Genomic DNA, 23,696 nt, shown 5'->3' with positions numbered 1-23,696 from the left:
AAGCAATCGCGATGATTATCAATAGGGTTACGCTCGTATAAAATAAAAATTCACTCATTTTTTTCATCCTTAATAAAATGTTATATATTCATAATCTTTTTTTCTAGACAATCCAAGTATAAAAGAAATGGTGAATCTGTACATTTTTTTGTGTTAAAAATCCATATAGCTCGCGACTCCAGCGGAATCAGTTGAAGCGAGGCCATGCCCCAACATATATTATAGAACCAGAAAAATCTCGAAAGTAAAAATACTTTCGAGATTTTTTGTATTTAATTTAAGTGACTTTTTTTAAAGTTTCTGTATTTGAAAAATTGAACTAAACAGAATCCAAGGAATACACCTATAGGACCTCCAATTGATTTAGGACCTCCAATCAATAAACATGAACCAATAAACGACAATACAAATACAATAACAAAAATTATTATTTCCCATTTATTTTTTTTAAAGTATTTAATGATATTAAACACCTCTCGCTTAAAAGATCCATTTTAGAAGCCATTAAAATATCCGTTATTTGGATTTTTATCACGACTATCTAAATAGCTAAATATATATTTACCCGAGTTATAGAAAAAGCCCGCAACATTCAGAATCCAAGTAATAGTGCCAAAAATATACCCAGCAATAACATAGGATACGCCTACTCTCAATAACCTACTTTTTTACTGCATGGTTTAAATAGCTTAGTAGCATATTTCGTAATTTTACTAGCTGCATCGGCACCGGGTTACCTCAATAGAGACGATGTAAATTGCGCAATTCTTCCTAATAAAATAATAAATGGCCATACCAAGTTTGATATGTTAGAAAGTCCCACACACGATATTATAGTACACTCTCACTATTAAGTGTATACAATGGATTTCGATCTTTTAAAGATTGAATAACAAAAATAATTTCAGAATCGTCTTCAGGATCAGAATTATCTTCAGGTTCATAATAATCAACTTTATATTCATTTTCATAATAATTAACTTTATATTCATTTAGATTTATTACATCCCTTAAATATAAAGGTAATTTATCACATCGACTTAAATTAGATATCTTAAATGGAAAATTATCTTCGTTCGGATTAACTGAATGAATATATATAGCATCTAACCCTGCATCTTCATTAGATATTTCAATCCATAATTGATAAGTTTCCCCCCACTCTTCAAGCTTTTCTTCTAACTTGCAATATAAAGATAGATACGCTTTTATATGCGCTTTTCTGATTTTGACACTATTATTTCCATACCCAAAAAAATCCAAATGCGTGTGCCAAAAATCAAACCAACTATCACTTCCAAAATCAAGATTATAAGCATCTAGATTTTCTTCTTTTTTTAAATTACGAAAATAGCGTCGTTTGCCCCGAAATTTTTTCATTTAATCTGCTCCTACACCATGGTAAATTTGTATGTTTATATAACAAACATTTTTCACTATACTTTAAATCCTCTATTACGTAAGAATTCATTAACTCCTTTAGGAGGTTTTGTTGATTCTCCTTTTTGATGTACTCCCCCACTTTTTTAACGGAGCCCTTTTTGCCGTATTTTCCAACTTCTCTTTACACCAATATGCCAAACACAGATAGCCAAAAAGTTTTGGATAAGATGGAACTAGAGCGCAAAAACATATAATGCGAATATTAATGAAATCGTATTATGAATCATGTTTCTCTACCAATTAAAGCAACTTTCGATGGCAAAAAATCCCCTAATATAAAATTAGGGGATTTTTCATTAATAATTGCGTTAACAATTACCGATACAACAGTAACTACAAGATTCCTCGGAAAATAGATAATTAACTGGTTAACATCATTCGCATCCTCTGCTTTTTACCCTTAACAATTTTTATAGCAGTTTGCTTATAGATTCGATTTAATCTTATTGCATTAACTATAGCTAAGCCTCCAATGGCAGTAGTCAATATAACATTAATGAGACCAACTATAAAACTATTCTCAATATATTTTTTGCTTTTTTCTTTTAAACAAAATCTTAAGAATATAACTATAGGACCCTCAATTGGTTTAGGGTATCCAATAATAAATACATATGAGAAAATATACAACAATGTAAAACTAATGATGTTTCTTATGTTAATCCACCTTCACAATATACATTAATGCCCACTAAGTGCAATAATAATACCTATAAGTGTATAACAAATTGAAACTCCAAGCATGTGTATTTTAATGAATCTACTTGTTCTGCTACTTTCTTCTTCTGTGCTAAGCAAGATTATAGCTATTGGTGACAAATAAATAAATAAGCATGAACCTTGAAAACTTGAAGATTTCCAACTAATAGCTAGTATAATCACTGATATATAATTCAACAATATCAATACTTTCCTTAATAAAGAAACGTTATTATAATGAATCTTATTAGTAGATGATAAGATCGAAACTATAAAAATAATCAAATAAAAAATACTTTCTAAAAGATTAAGATATAAAATTTTAAACCCTACCTTCTTTTTCCGAAATTAATATAATCTACTTTGATTATTGGTCCCCAATACACAAACTGTTAAACTTTTTTTGCTACAACACGGAAATAAAGTGTTCGGATGATTGAGCCTTTAAATTTTGTTGGTATTCTTTTAATGCAGCACCGACATATTCTGGAATTAAGCTAATAATCATAACAAATATAAGAAATTGAGCTATATACTTCTCCATGTTCTAAAATATTCCTCTTTTTATGTTACAAGAAGAAGTATATAACATTACATTTTTATTGCAAATAGCGAATAATTCTCATTATATCACCTAAAATGAACACAAACTATGTATTAAGAACTATATTATTAGAATGATTTCACGGTATATTATGGATTACATAAATGGAAGTGGTTTTTTGGCTATAAAGTATGCGCATTCAAAAGGTATTGTATTAGTGACGGATGTAGGGAATGAGGGCGATGAAAAAAACTGATACAATAGAAATTTCATATCTAGGATTTAGTAAAGAAGTTATAATACAAATGTAAATCTAGATTTTGTAGGACCATGAGAAAACATTTTATATACTCACTTAAATAGTGATTTTGTTGAACTAACAGGTACATCTATGGCAACCCCTTTTGTTGCTGAATCAGTTGCGCTAATTTTAAAAAATTATAGATTATTAGTACTTCAAGTAAAGGCGATCAATCGAAATGGATATCGGCAACAAGTGGGTCAAACAGAATGCACGAGGTTATGAGGGACAAGCAGAAGTATTGGCTTCAATCGTAATTGAATGCTCTTCTGTGAACCCCTGTGCAAACGTATTCGATTGATGATTCATTGTCATAGCCATATAGCTGAACTTGAAGGTTTCAAAGATTCGCTTTGCTATGCGAAATATTTTTTAAAAACCGATGTTAAATGATAGACTTTTCTGTTAATTAAGTATATAGTAAAGGAGAAATCTTCCTTTTATAGCCCTTATTTTTTATTTTCGCCCACTATTTAAAGTGGGCGTTTTTTTTATGGGGTTTATATGATAAATAGTTGGAAAATTATTCATAAGAAATATTTATTGATTATTATAATATATATAACATTTACTTATATCTCATTTTCATTCACAATTATTATAGAGCTATTAAGAACAGGAGGTAATTTTATGGCAATTGATTTTCATAGTCAGGATAACCGTTCTACTTATGCTAAACGACAAGCAGATGATACTTGGGTGAATATGATCCAATTTATATGTGAAGTTAAAGGTAAAAAAGTTTTAGATATTGGTTGTGGCGGCGGTATTTACACGAAGGCTTTTGCAGAAATGGGCGCTTCTTTTGTGATGGGTTTAGATTTCTCAGAGCAAATATTGTCCTCTGCAAAAGAAAACTGTAAAAGTTATACCAACGTTGATTTCCATTTAGGCAATGCATTAAATACTCAATTAAAAAAAGAACAATATGACATTATTTTAGAAAGAGCTGTCATTCATCATATTAATGATTTAAATATCTGTTTTAAAGAGGCTTTTCACTTGCTAAAGCCTGGTGGTATTTTCCTTATTCAAGATAGAACACCAGAGGATTGTCTTCTTGAAGGAAATTCCACTCATATAAGAGGTTATTTTTTCTCTAAATATCCATTCTTAAAGAGTAAAGAGACTAACAGAAGACATTCAAGTGAAAAAGTCATTAAAGCATTACTAGCTGAAGGATTCAAAGATACGCATGCATTTTCGTTTTGGGAGACAAGAAAGACCTATAAAATGTTAGCTGATTTAGAAATAGACTTATTAAACAGAACAGGTCGATCAATTCTTCATGACTTGAGTGACAAACAACTTGAAGAGCTTGTAAGGTACATTAAAGAACAATTGGCTTCAAATAATAATAATGCAATTATTGAAAAAGATAGATGGACTATTTGGAAAGCTATAAAAGATTAATAAGTATCAGCCACCTAGGTTATTAAAAACTTTTTTGGGTATAATATTTTTTAGTTAGAAGTATTCACTTAGAAAGTCATCCCACACAAGGAGTTGGTATTGAAATGAAAGTTGTCAAAACACTCGTTACTGGACTATTAGCAAGTGGTATTGTTCTAACAGGCGTTTCAGCACCTAATGGCGAACTTGATACAGTACATGCAGAGACATCTATCATTCCCTTATCACCGAAGCCACCTATTACATCTTATGATTATTACACAGCTGAAGGTCAAGCCAAAGTGTACAAAATCGTCACTAAGAAAACAAAAGTGAATGGGAAAGTTAAGACAACAACGAAACTTGTTGCCTTTAAAGTTAATGAACTTGGTTCAGCTTTCAAAGTATCACAAACCATCAGCTTACCAACAATAGTGCAAGCTTATGTAGGGAAACGAATAGAATACAAAAAAATTGTTGCCTACAAAGATTTATCGCAAGCTGAAATAGGAACAACTTATTATCTTAAAACAAAACAAGATGATGTTTACGAAACCACACAGGATAAGTGGAACAATTGGATTTCATCAGTAAAATAGATATTGTAAAGGGCTATCAGTTTTTAGATAGCCCTTTACTAGTTGGGATCAACAATTCGAATGTTATCTAAAAGGATTCTTTTTATAGAGCATTGCAATTCCATTCAGCACAAACTCTGGGATTTTCTTTGGAAAATAGCACTTTTCATAACAACAATAATATGCCCTTTTTAAATCGAGCCATTGATTACAGTTTTTCGTTTGTCTATACCTTGCTACATCAATAATCTTTACTTCATGATTGGCTGTAATTAAGATATTGCGTAAATGAACATCCGATGGATTTAACCCTTCTTGCTTTGCTAATTGCAAAGCTATATCAATATCTTGCACGACGCCTTCAGATATCGGGATACCTTTTGTTAGACAGTCAAAAAGTGTCGTTCCTTCTATATAATCAATAACCAAGTAATTGACACCTGCATCAAACAGGGTTGGATAATAGGAGATATCATGTATTACTTTATAGATTTCTGCTTCTTGCTCAGCAATATACATATAATCCGGGAAAAATACTTTTATCGCTTTATCGGTTTGTTTAATTCTAAACACATAGGCACTTCTTCCCTGCCCAATTAATGATAAAGATTTGTCATAGTCCAAAAGCGTATGTTGATGATTAGATGCAATTTTCACACTTGCGGCTAGCTCGTGGAATATAAGAATAATAGCAGCTCCATTCTATGGTATTCATTATTTTAGCAACAAGAAAAGGCGTTATAACCGATTTGTTGGTTATAACGCCTTTACATAAAAAAGACCTTACCAAATAATCGGTAAGGTCTCGCAAACAACTTATAAAGTTGCCAATAAAACCGAGGATTTCTATCCTGTATTGACGATTTTATTGTATAGCTACTCCCCTTAAACGGAAGATTATATTCAATTTTCTTATTAATCACATTATAGATGTTCTCTAGTAAAACGTCAAACAATGCACTTTACCCGCCTCTATATTATTGTATTCATCCAACTTATAAATGAAAAATATGCATTTCATCCGTTTAGCCCATACAAAAAAATTAGATATCGGCAGTAGGCAACATATTTAGAACCCTTGATATTCTATTATCAGCTATTAAGAGAGGGATTTCGTTAACCCATTTTCTAAGCGAATAATTCCCTTTGGAAGAAACGCCTTTTTTACGGATAATTTAGTGCACATTTAACTCACACATCAATCGATATACTTTTTTGTGATTGAATTTTGAGGTCTCTATTATTAAATAACACTACCATTTTTCAACAGAATATAATACTCTTCTTCATCTGTAGTAGATAATCTAATAAATTATTCTCTAATCTATAATCTGGAATTACATCGCTAGTATATTAACAAAGCTTTTCTCTATTCACTCTTAAAGTACAAGGGAATCCATCTTTGAAATTCGTCCTTTCTATTAATGAACTTTCGAAGAATATCCAGCAAACACTAATATAAACAACCACTCGACACTTTTTCAGAAGTATTTGGTTTAGGTAAACGTGCAAGAAATATAATTCTGTTTGCATATAGTATCAATATATGAAAGAAAGGGTGTGTAATGTGGAAAATTTTAAAAAATTCAAGTTTAAATCAAATCCAAGTTGTCGTTGTCATTGTTGTGGTTTTTGTTGTCCTTGTCGTTGTAAGCCACCATTTATACCTGTACCACCAACTCCACCTTGTCATTTTTTAGTGTATGTTACAGATGCTGGTCAGCTAGCTACTCCTGATAATATGGTATCAGTAATTGATACAGCGACAAATACTATAGTAGCTACCATTCCCGTAGGAACTGCTCCTCTAGAAGTAGCAATTACACCCAATGGAGAATTTGGTTATGTTCCAGCTCTCTTCTCGGATAATGTAACAGTTTTTAATACTGCAACAAACGCTGTAGTCGCTACCATTCCCGTAGGATTTCAACCTCTTGGTGTAGCGGTTTCACCTGATGGAACACTTGTTTATGTATCAAATCATGGAGCTGGAGCTAACTCTGTATCCGTCATAAACACAGCTACAAATACCGTAACCGCTACTATTCCAGTTGGGCTCCAACCTCAAGGTATAGCTTTTACTCCGAATGGTGCGTTTGCTTATGTCGCAAACGAAAACTCAAATTCAGTATCTGTTATAAATACAGCTACAAATACTGTGGTTGCTACAATCCCAGTGGGACTTCGCCCAAGATCAATCGTTTTCACACCAAGCGGACAATTTGCTTACGTTACAAATGAATCTAGTAACACAGTATCTGTAATTGAAGTAGCAACAAATACTGTATTTACTACAATTCCTGTTGGATTAGGACCTGTTGGAACAGCAATTACACCTGATGGAACACTTGTTTACATTGTAAATAAAGGTAGTAATACTGTATCTGTTATAAGTACAGCAACTAATTTGGTGATTGCTACAATCCCTGTAGGGACATCTCCTGACCAAGTAACCATCTTGCCGGATGGAACACTTGCTTATGTCACAAATCAACTTGACAATACTGTGTCTGTCATAGATATAGTAACAAATACAGTAATCGATACAATTCCAGGTTTTAACGGTCCTACTGGTATAAAAACCGGGACAATCTGCCAATAGAAGATAAACTTTTTATATAAACGAATTGATTTCATAATCCAGAATCCTTGGGGCTCAAGGGTTTCAAACAAATAAAAAACAGGCACCTCCCAAGATTCGGTATAATGGTAGCGACCAAACAACCAAAACCAACGAAGTGAATGCCCATGGCTAATGTAAAACAAATAAATCTGTTTGATATCCATGAATTATTTTAATGGAAATCGAGTGAAAATGTTTACTATCCAACTTGTTGAAGTTTCATCATCTGTTCAACTTAATGTAATGAATACCGAAAAAGAATTTAAAGAAAAAGGTCTTCCTTTTCTTTAAACTGTCCCCTATAAGATAGACACCTCGAAAAAAGTCTATCCTATAGGATATTTTTGTTTAAAATGACTTGTCCTTAATTTTACAAATCACCCCAAATATCTTATGTTTATTTTGCATTAACTGCCCGTAAAAGCCCGATTGGTGAAAAACGAAACAACAAGTAGAATCCTAATAACATCAAAAATAGTTGTTTCAAAAATGTGTCTTGTCTTACTTTTGAAACAACCTTCTTCAACATACTTTTATACAGTTTTATCAGTAGTTATTTCTATAGTAAGCTCGTTCAATTTGTGGTCCAAGTCATCAAGTAAGCGTAACTTATGATTCAACTGCTTTTCAAAATCCATTGATTGAGCCAATACCTTATTTACTTGAGAATTTAATTGTGTAAGGACCTCTGGATTCATCACCTTTTTTCCACTTAGAGAAAAGTTACGTTTTTTTACATCCGCTAATTCTTTCGATAATTTTTCTATCTCAGTGCTTTTCTCCTCCATTTCTATGGATAAATGCTCATTAAGATTGTTTGAATTAGTTTGTTCTACACGAGATCTTTCAACGGCTTCAATTATAGTCTCCATTTGTTGGCTTATATCCCTTGTAAAAACATTCAACTTATTTTCAAGGCCATCCACTAAAGTCATATGATTAGCATCTGAATTTATCGTTTCCTTAATTAGCTTATTTTCTGTACGCAGTTCTTTTAATTCTTTTAATAAACCCTCTATCGAAGAAAGTTGTTTTTTCTTCTGGATTTCTCTTGCTTGTATATCATCATAGTAAGTTTTTATTTTTTTTTCATGATCTCTCTTCTGCTTTAAAAGCTCCATCGAAAGCTCCCTTTTCTGTTTTGTTAATTGAACATTTTCTCGCTCTAATCTTAGTATTAGTGAATAATAATCACTATCTCTAAGCCTATTAATTTCATTTTTATATTTCGCTAATTCATCTCTTAAAAAAATGATCATTTGCTGAAGCTGAACAGGATCTTTTTTATATTTCGCTAATTCGGCTCTTAAAAAAATGATCATTTGCTGAAGCTGAACAGGATCATTGTCTTTAACAATATCATTATCCACACTTTCACCTCCTATCACGACAATTTTTCAAGTAAACTAATCACTTCTTCAAATTGCTCCTTACTTTCCTCTAACATCTCGTCAAGCTGCTTAATAAGCTTAATTTCTAATTCTTCATCGCCTATTTCTTCAGCTTTTATCTTTTCTCCTGATATTAAATAATTAATAAGTAGATTCAATGTGCCTTTTTCGAGATAAGCAAAGCTATTATTTTCATCATTACTATAGCTAGGAAAATTCGTAAGCTGTTCCTTCATACGTTGATGGATAACACTATCTATTTTTTGATTTATATTTTTATACTCACTCATTTTCATCCCCCTGTGTATAGCTAATTCCATTGAGATTAATAGGATTTAGGACGGCGACACCATCTTCTAGCTGATCACAATATGTAGAACCCATGATACTTCCTGAATAAGATAAATTATGACCCCATTTGATCTGGAAATTAGGAAATGATAGTGTTTCGTTTGGCTCTAACGTTGTTTTCCCTATAGGTCTAAGCCAGAATTCCTCCTTGTTCGATTGATCATTGATTCGCTCCCAGCTACTGTTTCCTTTTAAATTTGGTGCAAAATGTTCATAGACATACCTTCCAGAGAAAGAGAATGGAGAGTCTTCAGGTAGTTTTATACATAGATATGGATTTGTTATAGGCTGATTACCTATATTGCGAATATGATAAGAGCCCAAGCATAAGCTCTCTTCATCCGGATTATTAGAAATATTGAACGAGGATGTGAAATAACTAATGACGTTGACACTATCCGGGATAATTAGTTTACCAACCATTTGTTTAATTTCATGAACATAAAAATCCGTTTGTTTTTTTAGTTCATTTATCTTTTCTTCCACATGAATACGAGCAGTCATAATTAGTCCCCCTTACCAATAGTATTAAATTAACTAAAGAATTCGCATTTTTTAGGAGATAGATATATTTGAATTCTTTCATAAAAAAAAGAGAGGATTACCCTCTCCTTACGATATGATTTTCTCCGCGGTGTTAGTACCACTAGCCAAGAGTTGGGAAAATAGCGGGACACTGCTGAGGACGAACTACACCCGGACATGTGAATGGTAATTCAGCTCTTGGTTCACAGAATGTTGCTAAGAATTCCACAGTAACTGGGAATGTAGATTGAATACTTTGGCAAACTGATACAGTAATTGTTAGTGCAGAAAACGTAATTGTGCCGTCTCCAGCTGTTAATGATCCTGTTGTACAAACGAAACAATCTAAATCTGTAAATAAAATTTCTACATCTGTCCCTTTTGGCGCACATAATGTTACTTGTTCACAACGCGAAACTGGAATATTATTGCTTGTGAACATAGTTCCATTCGGTAAAGTAACAACTATCGTGAGAATAAAATTCTTTTGAATAGTTAGATTTTGAAGACATACCGTTGAACCATCAATGGAGAATTGGCGATTCTCACGGTTCAAAATTACAATTGGATTACTTGTTGCCGGAACTACTTTACATGTAACTACTGCACCCGTTAAGTCAGTAGCTGCTGTTACTCCTGTAAAAGTAATTGGTCCCGTAGGGGAAATATCAAACGACATTTCTTTTACAATCCAGTCAAATACCTTATCAACGTTTATACAAATTAATTCTGGGTCCTGCGCCTGGGATGGCATATTCTCTTGCATCCTTTCGACACCTCCATAAAATTTTAGCTTTCGTTGTATCATATGTTTTATAGCTATAAGTGTATGGGCTAACAAATAATTCGTTCTGATTTTTATTAAAATGCTTAAGTATCAGTATGTATCGTATTTACTTACATCTCCTCTTCTTATGGAGAAACTAAAATATTTGAAAGGACCTATATATTTGTAACAGAAAGTAAATATTTTTAATAAAATATTAATGGACTGAAAGGGGTGAAATGCAATGGAAGATTCAAGATTGTACTCCACTCAAGACATTGAAAAATGGAAGGAAAAAATAGATGCCTATAAGGAAACGTTAACCTCATTAAAAATGGGGACTTCAAATGATGATTATCTATTTATGAAAAAGGATTTTAATGGGATTATAACGCAATTGGCACTTATAGAAGGGCTAACTGAAACAATAGAAGATAAGCAGAATTCACAAATCAGAGGCTATGAGGAGCAGATAAAACTTCTATCGACACAAATTGAGTCTCTGAATCAGATGATTGAGAAAATGAACCAAGAAATGCTAAGGGTTCTAAACAAATTATTCACGATTGAAAATACTGAAACTCCAACCACTACACCTAAAACTGAAAACACATCTAAATTTATTTCTAACGGTGCACAGAGAGATCCGATAATTACACAGAGAACAAGCCAATCGGTGATTACATCAAAACAGCCATCTTATAAAATGTTACAAAGTCTGGCAGGTAAAGCAATAAACAGGCAATTAGATGCAAACAATGGTATACCTTCCGCTCGCAATGAAAATCAAAGAAATGTACCCGAAGAACGCCATTTTAATCAACAATACTTTCAATCAACAAATACTCATCCAAGCCAAATATATAATGGTTTATATAGAAATACCACCACCGAATCCACCTTTCATTTTAAAAACGCTATGAACGCAAAGGAAGCTCCAATCAGAGTTTATGAATCTAATACTTTACCGCATGCTGAAATCCATAATTCCATTGATAATGAACTTAAACCTGAAGATTTAGTTAATTACGGAGAACCCGAAAAAATTAATAACACTGTTATCACTATAGATAAAGCGAGCTCTGTATTAACAAAAGAGCCTGTCTTTCCTGAAGCTTCTGAAATAATTAATGAAGCTGCCTTTCCTGAAACTTCTAAAGTAGTTAATGAGCCTGCCATCCTTGAAGATTTTGAAGTAATTAATGAGCCTGCCATTCTTGATGATTCTGAAGTGGTTAATGAGCCTGCCATTCTTGATGATTCTAAAGTGATTAATGAGCCTGCCATTCTTGATGATTCTAAAGTGATTAATGAGCCTGCCATTCTTGATGATTCTAAAGTGATTAATGAGCCTGCCATTCTTGATGATTCTAAAGTGGTTAATGAGAAAGACAACACAAATACATCCCCTACTTTAAAAAGTGACGAATTTGAAGTCTTTGAAGTTACGCCAGAGAATAAATTTGAAACCCATATACAAATTGAAGAGGTAAACAAGCAACCTGAGGTAAAAGAAGAATCAACTGAAAAAGGGCAAAAAAAAGAAAAGAACTCTTTGTTTTTCAATTTCTTTCGAAAATGGAGTTAGTTTAAAATTGTGTACCATTTAAGTAAACTGCCCTTCCCCCCTAATCTTAACTGAATAGTATAAGGGAGAAAGGGGGTGTAAAAATGTGTATGAATAATTCAAAATGCGGCTGCGCAAAAAATAATAATTGTACTGCACTTGGTCCTTTTATAGCTGTAGACGCTGCTTGTATTACTACACCAGCACTAACAGGTACTATCGTCCCATTCGCTTCAGGAACAATTCCTGTTGTTTTAGTAACACTTGCTGGTGGCTTAGTCGGTACAACAAGTCTTGTAGGATTTGGTACGGCTATTCCAGGGGTATCTCTTGTTGGTAATAATATAGACTTGTCAGCTGTTACTGGAACGGAAGGCTTTTCAGTTCCACGTGCTGGTAGTATTACATCTATATCTGCATCCTTGTCTGCAACAGTTGCTGTAACCCTTACAGGAACAGCAACAGTCAGAGCACAAGTTTACCGCGCGGTGGCGGGAAGTAATATTTTCAGCCCTACAACAGCATTTGTTGATTTAAAACCAGCTCTCTCAACAATAGCAGTAGGTACTATTACATCTGGTACTGCAAACGTTGCACCAGTGCCAGTAGCTGCTGGTGATCGTTTATTAATGGTGTACTCGGTTACTACCACAGGGATTGCGATTGTTACTACTATTGAGGGTAATGCAAGTGCAGGAATTAATATTGTATAAAAGATTATGTTCGTAAGTTAGATTAAAGCTACCATACAGTATCATTATCTTTGTAAAATACGATAATTACTTGAAAAAAGTAATAAGTAAAGTAGGTGATTTTCCTAAAATCCGGAAATCACCTGCTTTTCTCTCTAAAAATATAGTTATAATTTCGCCAAAGCAATTTGAATATGAGCGTGATGATGCTTTCCGTGCCAAGCATATTGGGCTACAGAAAGAAATCTTTTTGAATACATAGAAAACCAATGCTATATTCATAACATTTCTTTCATTGCCCCCAAAAAAGGATTAGGAATATCTCCTAAGCCTTTCGATTATTGAATAATGCTTGATTTGAAATCAGATGATAATGTAGTTATCAATCCTTATTCCAATCATCGATGTAGCTTTAGAATAAGAATTGATTAATAAATGTGTTTTATTTAGGCTGTTTTCTCAAAGGTTGTTGCTGTTTAAACTAAAAGATAGATTAAATTCTGTCTTCTTGTTTTGATATTTCGTGAATCGAAAATTCAACTAAAGCTCTCCGTTAGTTAAAGTATAATTCTTCACAAATTCTTGGTTATCCGTAATATGTAGTGGATTGCCCTAAATTTTAGTTTAATTTCGCCCTATTTATCCGTCGCTTTGATGAATAAAATATTGGGGAGAGGAGGTGTTTTTTATGAAAAGATGCAGAAGCGGTGGTTCATCTTGGAAAAATAGATGTAACAGATTTGGACCTTTTGTTGCTATCCCTATCGCGTGTGTTATACAAAACGGCGGCGGTGGAAACGGCGGCGGTGGAAACAATGGCGGTGGTGGAAGTGGTGGGAATAGTTAGGTTCATCTTAAGTTTATTGCTTTAAAAGCATATCAATCATAGAGAGTGAGGAGTGAGTAAATACTAGCGGTCACTTGTGTGAAGGGAGGTGTTTTTTGAAGTCCTCACTCCTGAATGAACATTTTCCTTCAGATATTCATTCAATATATTTATGAAATTTATAGCTTCACTTTGATATATCTATTTAAAGTAACCTTCTACTCCTTCTTATTCAACTAAACTCCCTCTATAAACATTGAAGTATTAACGGTTTTCATCACTTCCATTATTCTTTATCACAATTAACTCTTCCTAAATTACAATGTTTTTTGTATCATACTTTCACTTCCATCCCTTGATTTTTTTATTAGTGGCAACAATAATAACTTTTATCCTTACCAACTTTGGATTGATGAATGAAAAAAATATAACTACTCTTGTTAGAGGCCTTCTTACCATAATTTTATCTTTAATCCTATTGGTTATAATTTGTTTCACATTGTTAATAAGGAGCTTTTTAAGTTGATACTACCGTAGTGTCATAAACAAAATGCAACTTTATAATTTTTACAACTCAAATTATATAATTGGTCACTTCCGATATAGGGAGTGGCTTTTTAATGTCTTTTTTTCTCAAAATGTTCAGCACTATCTCCTCTGTACTTCTCAATCTCCTTCCGACATTAATTCATAGAATATTAGTGAATGAACAGCTTTCTCAATTTATAAGTAACAAACACCTATAACTTACGGGATTACTAACATATTATGGAATGGAGGTGACAAAAAAATGAACCCCAAAAAATTGATTTGTGACAGTTGCTGTGAAGATAACCAAGTTCTTTGGCCCCGTATTAAAGCTATTGATATAGGTTCTATTCAACCTCCTCCAGTTGTTATCCCTGAAGGAACTATTATTCCAATAATAAATAGATATTTCTTTATTGTTACAGAAGATATTGATTTAACAAACGGAGTAACCATTCCTGCAAATTTATTTACAGATGATAATGGCAATCCAGTAACAGAATTCAAACTTTTTAATCCCAACGGATATGACAATCTTTACATCAACGCTGTGATGCAAGAGGGCGGCGCATATAAAGTAACCCCAGATTCACTAATCATCAACCCATTTAATGGAACAATTTTTGCTGGAACTCCCATCATTATAGAATCATTGGGATTCCAACAAATGTGATATAAAACCTTCTAAACTTTTTATCTTGAAGGGGGGGTGAGAAAATTAAAGACCACCCATCACAGTGTGGTCTTTTTATACAATATAAATATTTAACATTAATTACATTTTACGTATCAAATGCTTCATACATAAAAGAGTTTTAAAGTTCCTTATTTTTACGATAGGACTTATGAAGAGATATAGTATCCATTATTAACCACAATACGCCAGCGATAAAAGCAACAGCTACACTTTCAAAAATTGAACGTTTAACTAGTATCAAAATTACTGCGAATACTGTAGCAAAACCAATTGACCTAAAAATATTTCTCTTCTTCATTTGCATATATTCATCTTTTGAAAACACTTCCGAATATTCAATGCCAGATAAGATATAACGCAATAAAATATAAAATGAAAAGAAAAATACTGGAATAGCGAGTAAAATCATCGGCTCTATTTCTGTATAAATATACAACGCAATCATAATAAAAGATAAAATAAACTGAAACAAAGCACCTTCTACAACAAATTTTGAAGTTCGTTGTTGGCGATATTCATCTTGAGCAAGTAAGTTGAAAATATTCATGTTATTCCTCCCAAAATAAATCATTTAGTGTTTTATTAAGTTTTTTGGCTATTGCAAGACAAAGTTGTAAACTAGGATTATAGGCATTTTTTTCAATCAAACCTATTGTTTGTCGAGTAACACCGACAGCCTCAGCTAATTGAGACTGAGTTAGTCCTTCTTCCATTCTAGCTAATTTAATTTTATTAACCATGTATACCCCCTAACGATGTAACTTATATATTACATATGCAAATTATACATTACATTATTTTGTTAAATAATTCAAGAACTTAAAATATTTAATATTCATTTTTTATCAGATACCCCAAATTCATACCAGTTATTCCCCGCTACCATTTCAACCCGTTATAAAATAACCCTAGACCCTCATTTACAGTCTTATCCTCCAAAGTTACTGGTAACCTTTTAAATTACCTAAAGAAGATCACCCATCGCTCCTTTTGAATATTGTTTAGTTTTGTTATTTACAATCGCGCTGATCAACCTTGTAGTCAATCCAGTTTGTTCTGCTAAATCTTTCTGTGACATATCACGTTCAACCTTCTCTACATCTCTTTCTTTTGTTATTTCTACTTGAAAAAATCATTACAACTTTGGAATTAAAAGATTTAAATGAACTTTTTACAATAGTAGATAGAAAAAAGAGTGACTGCCAATAATGGGCAATCACTCTTTTCCAACAATTCTTCAGACTTTTCTATTTATCTTTTTACAATCTCGTATATTTGACCGGTATATGGATCAAATGAAAACGATTTGACTACATCGCCTATTTGTCCACTTATTTGATAAATTGTGTATATTTCATTAGTTTTGTTCTTTTGGGTATTGATTAACTTTGATGTATCATTAATAATATTTAAATTTTCCTTTTGTTTTACAAGTTTAAGAGCTTCTTCGTAAGTATACTTTGGTTTTTCGTAATTGTAGATAAACAAACAAGCGACAGCTAGTAACATTAAAATCCAATATAATATTACTATCTTTAAAGAGTCTTTTTTATAAAGTAAAAACAATATAGCTATTATTAATATAATAAGCGGATAAACAAAAAAATGATTTATTTCATTAATGTTTTTGTATAAACTTGCATCTTTATAAATATACACACTTATCATACTTGTAACTATAGCTATTAAGATAAATTTAATGTACTTATTATTAAAATACGTTTTCATAAACTTCCTCCCAACAGGGTCTTCTTAACTTAATATTTAACGCCATGAGAATTTTGATTTTGTAGGGGCGTTCCACGTAAGCCAGCAATATATCGGTATTGTTGGTAAGCTAAATCAGCTTCGTTTTTTTACTATATTCATTATACCAAAAAGCATATCTATCAGAGGAACAGTGTTTCCATTTAACTTTTACTGATAGCATGACCGATTGCTTCTGAAGCTTTTAGGGAACGCTAGAACGCTAGACTCATCTACGCGTTTTTTAACAAGCTAAATGTGGTCATTGTGATTTCTTTCTTTAAATCGATTAATTACTTTGTACATTCTCTCACCTTCTTTTAATCAATTAAAAAGCCGCTATCCAATCAAAGGAATAGTTTCCCTATTTCAACGTCACTCACTATAAATTATGAATAGCGGTATATCAATGATGGATGATATTTTTTGTATGATTACCTCTTTCATTACCACTCATTACTAGTGGGGGACTTGGGGGACTTTTTGGGGGACTCATGTAATTAAAAGGGTTGGTAAACACAGAACTGGCAGGCGCGTATACAACTCTAAAGAAATAACTAAAAAGAGCGTTAGCCACTATCGGCTAACGCTCTTTAAATTTCTATATATTCAACAGGCTCAGTCATCATACAACTTCACGCTCTCTTGTAATTACGGGAACAACTGCAAGAACATTATCTACAATGAAAGTACGTTTGTCATTCTTCATGAAGCAATAAGCTTGAAATGAATTTGCTGTCATCTTAATGATTTTCACACGCCTTTTAGTTACTTCTCCACCTTTCGACATATACATTAAATCAATTAACTGGTTACGCTGCATTATTTTGATTAGCTGTTCTCTCATAGTTGTTCACTCCTCTTCTTGTGTTTATCACATAGAACACTTGTTCTTATTTCAAGTAAAAAATAACCAAGCAGCTTAATAAATAGCTACCTGGTTATTTTTTATTGTTCGGTTTTGGCTTGTTCTTTTCAGTAATAAACCCATACCGAATTCGCCCGATGCTTGGATTAAAGTCCTTACGAACTGCCAAACGAATTATTGCTGGGATAGAGGCTATGCATATGATCAAAAAAGGACAGACTCTCCAAGGAGAGAAGTCTGTCCAAAATCAAAAGGAATTCATCCATCAACTGTTTGGATTAGTTGGTTAAGACCAGGGGTCACTAGAAATTATTCACTTTTTTATATTTTCTTCAAGTGTTTGCGCCAGAACCGTTGGTCTTATACTGTACGATGCACTATTCAAATTGTTAACTTTATAATCCGAGTCTGGCACCTACTTCTGCATACTCTATATCTTTTCTTTCTGCATTCCAATTATCCCCTGTTTGTCCGTCCCATATCTCTCCTGTTTCAACGAAACCGACAGACGCAAACAACTTCCGGACGGCTTCGTTTACCATCCAATATGATGTAGCAACTGCATCGGCTTTTCCTTGCGGAAACGACTTTATGTAATCAATAACTTTCATCATTGCTTGTTTGCCAAATCCTTTGCCTTGATGCTTTTTATCAATCATAAAGCGATTAAGTCCATAAGTAGATTTATCTCCATATTTTTCACATAAAAATGCACTTTCCGCCAGTTCGAAAAATCCAATATCGACATATCCTATGACTTCATCATTGTTGCATATAGCGAAGATCATAGGAGGTTTTTCGTCGTTGAGTATCTTTACATAGGCTTTAGCCAAACAATATATGCTGGAATCCACATTTCCTTTCTGCTCGTCTGTTATGCTTAACTTCAACACTGCCTCAAAATTATCGTGGGTAATTTTTCTTAATTCAATCATTTTTCTTCCCTACTTCCGAAAATATAAATTCGCTGCATCTGCCCGTAACGCCGTTCCCGTCCCCAAGGGCAAGGGCGAAGCGCAGCGCCGACAGGCGGCGCGTCCTGTCCGGCTGCTGCCCGCCTGATGCCATGCGGAACGTTAGGCGATGGGGCGGCTGCCGGACAGCGTTCCCCGTCCTCCGTGCCTTAACGGCACCAGTATAGTATAAAAACCCGGATGTTTCCACCTAAATATTCCAACCCCCTCTGCGGTCTGCTCGCCGCCGAGGGGCTTTTCATATAGAAAGCCAAAAATACAAAGGAGGTTTTTTCATGGCAGATGAATTGTCCCCTTTTATCGTTCGAGATATACGAATGGATAACGTTTTGTATGTTGGTCACAAGGATAACCACATTGGTCACTCTCCTACTGGATTAAGTTACAGCAGAGTTAAGACAAGAGTACATGAACAAGTGTTTACACCGATTACTAACCTTGCTTATGGATTAGATGTGCGTCCAGCACGTGTTGCTGCGTTATTAGTATTTGAAGCTCTGCATGATTTAACATTCGTTGATACATACATAAAAAAATATTTAGATGAAAATCTAGATGACCATCAAATATTAGAACTTAAAAAAGTAATTGATTATATAAAAAGAGATTACGATATAGACATTGGTTGGGCTTCTTTGCTATCATTTGTAATTGAGGATGTTAAAGAACCACTCACCACTTTAAAAGAAAAAGTAAATACATTCGTTATTAAAAGTTGGCAAGATAAATAAATCAAAAAAGAGCAATAGTCGATTATGACCGTTGCTCTTTTGTCTATGTTTTATAAATTAAAAATAATTGGAAATATAGTAATTAATATGTATAAATCTACTGACCAACACGCTATAACATGTTATAATTAATATATAGAAAGGAGGTGAACAAGTGGAATACTTAGGAATAATAATAGCCTCAGCGTTCTGTTTCCTAAAACTTCAATCAAAATGGCTCGACAACCAAAAGAAGAAATTGGAAAATGAACAACTAAGGCTACAAAACAAAAGAACAAGACGAGGGGGTTAGCCCTCTCCCTTGTTTCCTAAAGTATACCACAACGTTATGAAAATTCTAATCGGATTGCTTATCTTAGCTTTTATTGTTTGGGTAGCTTTATCCATTCAAGGGAAAATGCTTCAAAGAGAACAAAATAGGCTCATCAAAGAACGTGATGAATTGCTAAAAAGCAAAAAAAAGAAAGAGGAAAGTTAATGGATATTAATAATTATATGTCTCCCACTGAAGCTGCCTTTCGGTGGGGAATTCCTACACCAACAATGCAAGAACGCCTTAAAGGTCGAACCAATAAAATGACTAACGAATTACAACAAATGAAAGAAGAAGGTTTAATTAAGCATTTCAAACTTCCAGATGCTAAACGTGGTGAATGGATAATTTCAACTACAGCAATGGAGAAGTGGTACGGTAAGGAACTAGCACAAAAATAATAACTTTCCCGTCCTTATTAAATTTTGGGACGGGATTTTTTTATTCTTATTTCTCTATACATTATAGTTAAAAAAAGAGCAGCCATTTTCGGCTACTCTATGATTCATTATTGATTTTATTATTTTATAGTAACTTATCTTCTAATGCATTATAAGTTGCACTAAATTTAATAAAGCATGTACTGTCTATTAATTGCAATTCTATAGTTGTGTTTTTTAAAAACCATTCTAGAAAAATATCTTCTTCAGGTTCACTTCCAATTAAAGAATTCTTAGGTTCACCATATTTTTCAATTAAATATTCCTTCATGGTTTTAAAATCATTTTTTGTTACAACTTCTGTATATACGGCTTTATACAAGATTTTATCGTGAAATTCAAGATCTGTTCCAATATATTTATCTGATAAATCAGTGTAAGGCTTTAATTCATTTTTATACTTTTTTTGTAATTTTGTTTTGCGTTCCATTTTTTCATTATCTGTTAAATCAGCATTGCCAATAATCTTATAAATTTCATCCATATATTTTGGAGAGTATGTACCGGCACGTAAAACATATAAACTACTAATCTTATCTGCGAGCTCATAGTCCAAATCAAATTTTATACCATTTAACTCTATATCTTCATAGTGTAAAATTTCCTTTTCAAGTATTTCATTTGAATCTTCAACATAATTAGTGTTTCCATTTTTAGATTCATTTTCTATAACATCTTCTGCTAATACACCAACAAAAGGAAAAACAAAGATTTTGGTACTAAAAAAATATTATTGTTCGTTTCAGACGGTTTTTCGTTAAACAAAAAATCCCCATCCAATTAAGGACAGGGCAATTTTGATATATATTTGATTTATTAATCTAGAAGGCACTTTGCATGAGAGCATTCGAGATAACGTTTTATGGGTAGTTGTCCAACTCGAACACTCTCGTGTACTAAACCTTTTCTACACATTCCTTTTTCGCTGTGATGTACAGACCACTTATTGATTTATCAAATACTGTTTTATCATGAATAAAAAGCCCTATCACCAACCTGCATTAGACAAAAGAGCTAGAAAAAATAATATAATACATAAAACAACTCCCTATATTGAGTGTATCAGGGAACCATAGTTGAACGTTCGCACACAACTAGACTTTGTACAAAAACTCGATTATAACCATAACCTTCAGGTACATGGATAAACTCCGCGTCTGGGATAGGTAAAGGCTTAACCTCTCGAATATCTGTATCTGTTTCGAAATTCATTTTCTCGCCATTTTTAAACGTCACTTCCACATAATATTTCTTCATCTCCACCCCTCCATTTACCACTTTAATTCCACAAAAGTTAATTATTACCTTTATTAATCGTTCGACATTTTAGTGCAAAATAAAAAGCCCCTTACAATAAAGGACAGAGCTAATTTTGTTACATATTTGATTATATTTAATAGCTGAACCATTCCATGAGAGTGTTCGAGAATTGAGTTTGTGTATAGTCACTACTCATTTCAAATTGTCGGCAAGGTTTTCTCTGCCTTATATCTGTGTTTGTCTCGAAATCCATTTTAACCAACTCCATTTACTCAATTGGATTTTAGTATCTACAATTGGTAATTTTTCCTGTATATTATTAATTAGAATTTATTAAATTATACCGAAATATTTCCTAGAGGTGGGATAAAATGATGAATGAGTGGATTTACGATTAAGTTCGTTTTAAGGTAATCATTAATTAATTATACGAAAGAGGAAAATAACATGAAAAAAATATTAATCATCTTTTTAATTAGTTTCATAGTACTCTTTAATACAGAAGCTGAAGCTGCATCTAACAACAGATATGTTTCTTCAGGAGATTCTACTTTGAACATGAGAGCAAAAGCATCTACTGATTCTAATAAGCTATATTCATTAAAAAATGGAACTAAGGTTAAGTATTTAAAGAAAGTTAATTCAAATTGGATAAAAATAAAGTATAAAGATAAGACGGGGTATGTTGCTTCTAAATACTTAAAGAGTAAGTTACCTAGTTTTAAAAAAAATGTTAAGAAAAAGTATGTGTATTCAAATTCTATAAGCGGCAATCGTTTCACTTTTAAATTCGACAAGTCACGTGATAATTGGCATTTAATTGAAGATGAAGATGAAGTTTATTATGAGAGCCAATATAGTACAGCATACTATTGGATTTCAATGTATGATTTGCAAGGTAGTGCAGGTTTTGAATTAGATAGTTCAAGTTCGATTGTATTACCAAGAGATTCCTACAAAGGTCAAAAGGTTTACTTCAATACGGAAAGTTATTTTGGTAAAGTTATAACAGTAAATAAAAGAGTAAAAATTGATGCAGGTATATTTAATAATGTAATAGTGATCAAAAATAAAAATGGTGATAAATATTACTATGCACCGAAAGTTGGATTAATACTATCTACAGATAATGGAGGTATGTATTATGAAAAACTCGTAGATATATATTAGTTTTTATATAGTGGGAATGTTAATTGTCTCTATTTTATATACAGATAGCTTTTCTTTATTTGTTTTTTTGACGCTTTATACTAAAAAAAATAAAAACCCTATCCTCTTTGCAAAAGATAGGGATGAATTAATATATACCATAGTATGTGACGATTCGAGAATTGACTTTACGTATAACTTTCCGTCTCGAATCTGCTCACGAACTATACTTTTCAACAAATTCTTTTTTAGCTGTGATGTATAGACCACTCTTTGTTTTTAATCGAAAAGCACTACCAGACTTAACGATATCCACTATCGTAAATACATCACCTTTTTTCAAACTTTCCATCATTTTTGATTTACCAAATACTACTCCATCATATGCAGAACATGATTTTTTAACGCGGTATAAACCTGTTCCTTTTTTGTAGTATTCTTCGGTGTTGTTTGGTTTACTTGCAGGCTTAGAAGGTTTTGAGACTGTTGTAATTTCTTTCTTCTTGTATCCTAGCTCGACCGCAATAACTGAAGCTATAGCTTGGCAAATATCGTCAAACTTATCATAATAAATTTCTGCATCAGCTTTAGAGTCAACGAAACAAACTTCGATTAAAATTGCTGGCTTATTTGTGGAGTTAAGGACATATAACTCTTTTCGTTCTTTTGCTCCACGGTCTTTTAATCCAGAGACCTCACTAATAGCAGCACTCACTTTTGCAGATAATGATTTTGCATCGTAATACAGGCATTCTACACCGCGTGGATCATTTGTTTTTGATGCTGCGTTAAAATGGACACTAATATCTAAATCGCGTTTTTTGCAGTTGTGATATTTAACGATTGTATTCAAGTTCTGATTTTGAGTTATTGATGTATTGTCATGAAAAGTTAAACCCTCACCATTGTATTCTGTTGTTAAAATGGAATGCACACGGTTAACTACCTTACGAGCTTCGTTTACCTCATCCAAAATACCTGCGGCACCACGAACTATTAAGGAATGACCACTTGAGATTACATATTTTTTAGTCATATTATTTCAACCCCTTTTCTTTCAGCAATTGTTCTTGCTCTTTAGCCTGTTTGGTTACGATGTAGCTGTTTTTATAAACACCGTAAACAACCAAGATGAAAGGTACTGCAGTCAATAAAGCATTAATGAAAGTGTCGATTGTGTTGTCGTTAAACCACCATAAGTCCACTCCTAAAGAACCCAAAAATAAAAGGACCGCTGATAGCAGTCCTCCGAATAACCCGATATATTGTTTTAGTTTGTCTGTCATAAAATG

The 23,696-nt window shown here is 32.8% G+C and carries 28 protein-coding genes and 2 pseudogenes; 14 read left to right on the top strand and 16 right to left on the bottom strand.

Annotated features, from left to right (window positions below):
• Nucleotides 1–831: 831 nt before the first annotated feature.
• Nucleotides 832–1,380, bottom strand: coding sequence for a hypothetical protein (locus tag ACZLO7_RS09615; protein ID WP_464941007.1), 549 nt, complete (start codon nucleotides 1,378–1,380; stop codon nucleotides 832–834).
• A gap of 1,697 nt (nucleotides 1,381–3,077) precedes the next feature.
• On the opposite strand from ACZLO7_RS09615, the gene ACZLO7_RS09610 reads away from it, so the two are divergent.
• From ACZLO7_RS09610 to ACZLO7_RS09595, 4 genes are all read left to right on the top strand, one after another.
• The gene (locus tag ACZLO7_RS09610) at nucleotides 3,078–3,212 is read left to right on the top strand and encodes a hypothetical protein (protein WP_464941008.1); all 135 of its coding nucleotides are present in this window, start codon (nucleotides 3,078–3,080) and stop codon (nucleotides 3,210–3,212) included.
• Nucleotides 3,166–3,288: a hypothetical protein gene (locus ACZLO7_RS09605; protein WP_464941040.1), complete on the top strand. Its 123-nt coding sequence runs from the start codon at nucleotides 3,166–3,168 to the stop codon at nucleotides 3,286–3,288. Before ACZLO7_RS09610 ends, ACZLO7_RS09605 begins: the two co-directional genes overlap by 47 nt.
• Before the next feature lie 329 nt (nucleotides 3,289–3,617).
• On the top strand, nucleotides 3,618–4,400 hold the full coding sequence (locus tag ACZLO7_RS09600) for a class I SAM-dependent methyltransferase (RefSeq protein ID WP_464941009.1): 783 nt from the start codon (nucleotides 3,618–3,620) through the stop codon (nucleotides 4,398–4,400).
• Nucleotides 4,401–4,504: 104 nt separating this feature from the next.
• On the top strand, nucleotides 4,505–4,978 hold the full coding sequence (locus ACZLO7_RS09595) for a hypothetical protein (RefSeq protein WP_464941010.1): 474 nt from the start codon (nucleotides 4,505–4,507) through the stop codon (nucleotides 4,976–4,978).
• Between the two features lie 63 nt (nucleotides 4,979–5,041).
• Here ACZLO7_RS09595 and ACZLO7_RS09590 read toward each other — a convergent pair whose 3' ends face one another.
• Nucleotides 5,042–5,530, bottom strand: coding sequence for a lipopolysaccharide core heptose(II) kinase RfaY (locus ACZLO7_RS09590; RefSeq protein WP_464941011.1), 489 nt, complete (start codon nucleotides 5,528–5,530; stop codon nucleotides 5,042–5,044).
• A 1,069-nt stretch (nucleotides 5,531–6,599) separates the two neighbouring features.
• On the opposite strand from ACZLO7_RS09590, the pseudogene ACZLO7_RS09585 reads away from it, so the two are divergent.
• A pseudogene (locus ACZLO7_RS09585) lies at nucleotides 6,600–7,559 on the top strand (beta-propeller fold lactonase family protein); the annotation flags it as partial.
• 554 nt (nucleotides 7,560–8,113) lie between these two features.
• Here the strand turns inward: ACZLO7_RS09585 and ACZLO7_RS09580 are convergent.
• The 4 genes from ACZLO7_RS09580 to ACZLO7_RS09565 all read right to left on the bottom strand — a co-directional run bounded on the left by ACZLO7_RS09580 (nucleotide 8,114) and on the right by ACZLO7_RS09565 (nucleotide 10,613).
• Nucleotides 8,114–8,950, bottom strand: a complete 837-nt coding sequence (locus ACZLO7_RS09580) for a hypothetical protein (RefSeq protein ID WP_464941012.1) — start codon at nucleotides 8,948–8,950, stop codon at nucleotides 8,114–8,116.
• A gap of 14 nt (nucleotides 8,951–8,964) precedes the next feature.
• Nucleotides 8,965–9,261 (bottom strand): hypothetical protein, encoded by a 297-nt coding sequence (locus ACZLO7_RS09575; RefSeq protein ID WP_464941013.1) that lies wholly within the window; start codon nucleotides 9,259–9,261, stop codon nucleotides 8,965–8,967.
• A complete protein-coding gene (locus ACZLO7_RS09570) occupies nucleotides 9,254–9,826 on the bottom strand; it encodes a hypothetical protein (RefSeq protein ID WP_464941014.1) in 573 nt (190 codons plus the stop codon). Before ACZLO7_RS09570 ends, ACZLO7_RS09575 begins: the two co-directional genes overlap by 8 nt.
• 142 nt (nucleotides 9,827–9,968) lie before the next feature.
• Nucleotides 9,969–10,613 carry a BMQ_0737 family morphogenetic spore coat protein gene (locus ACZLO7_RS09565; RefSeq protein ID WP_464941015.1) on the bottom strand — a complete coding sequence of 215 codons (645 nt, stop codon included), beginning with the start codon at nucleotides 10,611–10,613 and terminating at the stop codon, nucleotides 9,969–9,971.
• Between the two features lie 244 nt (nucleotides 10,614–10,857).
• Here ACZLO7_RS09565 and ACZLO7_RS09560 point away from each other — a divergent pair, with 244 nt between their 5' ends.
• From ACZLO7_RS09560 to ACZLO7_RS09545, 4 genes are all read left to right on the top strand, one after another.
• The gene (locus ACZLO7_RS09560) at nucleotides 10,858–12,201 is read left to right on the top strand and encodes a hypothetical protein (protein ID WP_511261406.1); all 1,344 of its coding nucleotides are present in this window, start codon (nucleotides 10,858–10,860) and stop codon (nucleotides 12,199–12,201) included.
• 83 nt (nucleotides 12,202–12,284) lie between these two features.
• Nucleotides 12,285–12,893 (top strand): exosporium glycoprotein BclB-related protein, encoded by a 609-nt coding sequence (locus ACZLO7_RS09555; RefSeq protein ID WP_464941017.1) that lies wholly within the window; start codon nucleotides 12,285–12,287, stop codon nucleotides 12,891–12,893.
• 667 nt (nucleotides 12,894–13,560) lie between these two features.
• The gene (locus tag ACZLO7_RS09550) at nucleotides 13,561–13,719 is read left to right on the top strand and encodes a hypothetical protein (protein ID WP_464941018.1); all 159 of its coding nucleotides are present in this window, start codon (nucleotides 13,561–13,563) and stop codon (nucleotides 13,717–13,719) included.
• Between the two features lie 769 nt (nucleotides 13,720–14,488).
• Complete coding sequence (locus tag ACZLO7_RS09545) at nucleotides 14,489–14,899, top strand: DUF4183 domain-containing protein (RefSeq protein WP_464941019.1); 411 nt, start codon at nucleotides 14,489–14,491, stop codon at nucleotides 14,897–14,899.
• A 142-nt stretch (nucleotides 14,900–15,041) separates the two neighbouring features.
• Here ACZLO7_RS09545 and ACZLO7_RS09540 read toward each other — a convergent pair whose 3' ends face one another.
• The 5 genes from ACZLO7_RS09540 to ACZLO7_RS09520 form a co-directional block, all read right to left on the bottom strand.
• The gene (locus ACZLO7_RS09540) at nucleotides 15,042–15,470 is read right to left on the bottom strand and encodes a hypothetical protein (RefSeq protein ID WP_464941020.1); all 429 of its coding nucleotides are present in this window, start codon (nucleotides 15,468–15,470) and stop codon (nucleotides 15,042–15,044) included.
• Between the two features lies 1 nt (nucleotide 15,471).
• Entirely contained in the window at nucleotides 15,472–15,663 is a 192-nt protein-coding gene (locus tag ACZLO7_RS09535) for a helix-turn-helix transcriptional regulator (protein ID WP_464941021.1), read from the bottom strand.
• A gap of 224 nt (nucleotides 15,664–15,887) precedes the next feature.
• Nucleotides 15,888–16,001, bottom strand: coding sequence for a hypothetical protein (locus ACZLO7_RS09530; protein ID WP_464941022.1), 114 nt, complete (start codon nucleotides 15,999–16,001; stop codon nucleotides 15,888–15,890).
• Nucleotides 16,002–16,174: 173 nt separating this feature from the next.
• Nucleotides 16,175–16,651, bottom strand: a complete 477-nt coding sequence (locus ACZLO7_RS09525; protein ID WP_464941023.1) for a hypothetical protein — start codon at nucleotides 16,649–16,651, stop codon at nucleotides 16,175–16,177.
• Between the two features lie 643 nt (nucleotides 16,652–17,294).
• On the bottom strand, nucleotides 17,295–17,516 hold the full coding sequence (locus ACZLO7_RS09520; RefSeq protein WP_464941024.1) for a transcriptional regulator: 222 nt from the start codon (nucleotides 17,514–17,516) through the stop codon (nucleotides 17,295–17,297).
• 146 nt (nucleotides 17,517–17,662) lie between these two features.
• Between ACZLO7_RS09520 and ACZLO7_RS09515 the strand changes: the two are divergent.
• Nucleotides 17,663–17,827: pseudogene (locus ACZLO7_RS09515) on the top strand (IS6 family transposase); the annotation flags it as partial.
• A gap of 105 nt (nucleotides 17,828–17,932) precedes the next feature.
• On the opposite strand, the gene ACZLO7_RS09510 reads toward ACZLO7_RS09515, so the two are convergent.
• A complete protein-coding gene (locus ACZLO7_RS09510) occupies nucleotides 17,933–18,472 on the bottom strand; it encodes a GNAT family N-acetyltransferase (RefSeq protein WP_464941025.1) in 540 nt (179 codons plus the stop codon).
• 314 nt (nucleotides 18,473–18,786) lie between these two features.
• Between ACZLO7_RS09510 and ACZLO7_RS09505 the strand changes: the two genes are divergently transcribed.
• From ACZLO7_RS09505 to ACZLO7_RS09495, 3 genes are all read left to right on the top strand, one after another.
• Entirely contained in the window at nucleotides 18,787–19,242 is a 456-nt protein-coding gene (locus ACZLO7_RS09505) for a hypothetical protein (protein ID WP_464941026.1), read from the top strand.
• 301 nt (nucleotides 19,243–19,543) lie between these two features.
• Entirely contained in the window at nucleotides 19,544–19,720 is a 177-nt protein-coding gene (locus ACZLO7_RS09500; RefSeq protein ID WP_464941027.1) for a hypothetical protein, read from the top strand.
• Complete coding sequence (locus ACZLO7_RS09495) at nucleotides 19,720–19,956, top strand: helix-turn-helix domain-containing protein (RefSeq protein WP_464941028.1); 237 nt, start codon at nucleotides 19,720–19,722, stop codon at nucleotides 19,954–19,956. Before ACZLO7_RS09500 ends, ACZLO7_RS09495 begins: the two co-directional genes overlap by 1 nt.
• A gap of 124 nt (nucleotides 19,957–20,080) precedes the next feature.
• On the opposite strand, the gene ACZLO7_RS09490 is transcribed toward ACZLO7_RS09495, so the two are convergent.
• Entirely contained in the window at nucleotides 20,081–20,551 is a 471-nt protein-coding gene (locus tag ACZLO7_RS09490) for a hypothetical protein (RefSeq protein ID WP_464941029.1), read from the bottom strand.
• Nucleotides 20,552–21,057: 506 nt separating this feature from the next.
• The gene (locus tag ACZLO7_RS09485) at nucleotides 21,058–21,252 is read right to left on the bottom strand and encodes a hypothetical protein (protein WP_464941030.1); all 195 of its coding nucleotides are present in this window, start codon (nucleotides 21,250–21,252) and stop codon (nucleotides 21,058–21,060) included.
• 450 nt (nucleotides 21,253–21,702) lie between these two features.
• Between ACZLO7_RS09485 and ACZLO7_RS09480 the strand changes: the two genes are divergently transcribed.
• A complete protein-coding gene (locus ACZLO7_RS09480) occupies nucleotides 21,703–22,425 on the top strand; it encodes an SH3 domain-containing protein (protein WP_464941031.1) in 723 nt (240 codons plus the stop codon).
• 196 nt (nucleotides 22,426–22,621) lie between these two features.
• On the opposite strand, the gene ACZLO7_RS09475 is transcribed toward ACZLO7_RS09480, so the two are convergent.
• A complete protein-coding gene (locus tag ACZLO7_RS09475; protein WP_464941032.1) occupies nucleotides 22,622–23,440 on the bottom strand; it encodes an N-acetylmuramoyl-L-alanine amidase in 819 nt (272 codons plus the stop codon).
• A 1-nt stretch (nucleotide 23,441) separates the two neighbouring features.
• On the bottom strand, nucleotides 23,442–23,690 hold the full coding sequence (locus tag ACZLO7_RS09470; protein ID WP_464941033.1) for a phage holin: 249 nt from the start codon (nucleotides 23,688–23,690) through the stop codon (nucleotides 23,442–23,444).
• Nucleotides 23,691–23,696: the final 6 nt, after the last annotated feature.

The organism is Viridibacillus sp. d25.2 (assembly GCF_055456015.2).
The sequence above is the reverse complement of the archived record's forward strand: the minus strand, read 5'-3'. Positions and strand labels throughout refer to the sequence as shown.

Coding starts and splice junctions, on each gene's coding strand:
- ACZLO7_RS09510 (WP_464941025.1), bottom strand. CDS start 18,472: ATGATTGAATTAAGAAAAATTACCCACGATAATTTTGAGGCAGTGTTG.
- ACZLO7_RS09540 (WP_464941020.1), bottom strand. CDS start 15,470: ATGAATATTTTCAACTTACTTGCTCAAGATGAATATCGCCAACAACGA.
- ACZLO7_RS09595 (WP_464941010.1), top strand. CDS start 4,505: ATGAAAGTTGTCAAAACACTCGTTACTGGACTATTAGCAAGTGGTATT.
- ACZLO7_RS09600 (WP_464941009.1), top strand. CDS start 3,618: ATGGCAATTGATTTTCATAGTCAGGATAACCGTTCTACTTATGCTAAA.
- ACZLO7_RS09560 (WP_511261406.1), top strand. CDS start 10,858: ATGGAAGATTCAAGATTGTACTCCACTCAAGACATTGAAAAATGGAAG.
- ACZLO7_RS09520 (WP_464941024.1), bottom strand. CDS start 17,516: ATGAGAGAACAGCTAATCAAAATAATGCAGCGTAACCAGTTAATTGAT.
- ACZLO7_RS09550 (WP_464941018.1), top strand. CDS start 13,561: ATGAAAAGATGCAGAAGCGGTGGTTCATCTTGGAAAAATAGATGTAAC.
- ACZLO7_RS09480 (WP_464941031.1), top strand. CDS start 21,703: ATGAAAAAAATATTAATCATCTTTTTAATTAGTTTCATAGTACTCTTT.
- ACZLO7_RS09525 (WP_464941023.1), bottom strand. CDS start 16,651: ATGAAAACGTATTTTAATAATAAGTACATTAAATTTATCTTAATAGCT.
- ACZLO7_RS09545 (WP_464941019.1), top strand. CDS start 14,489: ATGAACCCCAAAAAATTGATTTGTGACAGTTGCTGTGAAGATAACCAA.
- ACZLO7_RS09565 (WP_464941015.1), bottom strand. CDS start 10,613: ATGCAAGAGAATATGCCATCCCAGGCGCAGGACCCAGAATTAATTTGT.
- ACZLO7_RS09485 (WP_464941030.1), bottom strand. CDS start 21,252: ATGAAGAAATATTATGTGGAAGTGACGTTTAAAAATGGCGAGAAAATG.
- ACZLO7_RS09575 (WP_464941013.1), bottom strand. CDS start 9,261: ATGAGTGAGTATAAAAATATAAATCAAAAAATAGATAGTGTTATCCAT.
- ACZLO7_RS09530 (WP_464941022.1), bottom strand. CDS start 16,001: ATGTCACAGAAAGATTTAGCAGAACAAACTGGATTGACTACAAGGTTG.
- ACZLO7_RS09495 (WP_464941028.1), top strand. CDS start 19,720: ATGGATATTAATAATTATATGTCTCCCACTGAAGCTGCCTTTCGGTGG.
- ACZLO7_RS09505 (WP_464941026.1), top strand. CDS start 18,787: ATGGCAGATGAATTGTCCCCTTTTATCGTTCGAGATATACGAATGGAT.
- ACZLO7_RS09555 (WP_464941017.1), top strand. CDS start 12,285: ATGTGTATGAATAATTCAAAATGCGGCTGCGCAAAAAATAATAATTGT.
- ACZLO7_RS09605 (WP_464941040.1), top strand. CDS start 3,166: ATGGATATCGGCAACAAGTGGGTCAAACAGAATGCACGAGGTTATGAG.
- ACZLO7_RS09570 (WP_464941014.1), bottom strand. CDS start 9,826: ATGACTGCTCGTATTCATGTGGAAGAAAAGATAAATGAACTAAAAAAA.
- ACZLO7_RS09615 (WP_464941007.1), bottom strand. CDS start 1,380: ATGAAAAAATTTCGGGGCAAACGACGCTATTTTCGTAATTTAAAAAAA.
- ACZLO7_RS09610 (WP_464941008.1), top strand. CDS start 3,078: ATGGCAACCCCTTTTGTTGCTGAATCAGTTGCGCTAATTTTAAAAAAT.
- ACZLO7_RS09470 (WP_464941033.1), bottom strand. CDS start 23,690: ATGACAGACAAACTAAAACAATATATCGGGTTATTCGGAGGACTGCTA.
- ACZLO7_RS09535 (WP_464941021.1), bottom strand. CDS start 15,663: ATGGTTAATAAAATTAAATTAGCTAGAATGGAAGAAGGACTAACTCAG.
- ACZLO7_RS09475 (WP_464941032.1), bottom strand. CDS start 23,440: ATGACTAAAAAATATGTAATCTCAAGTGGTCATTCCTTAATAGTTCGT.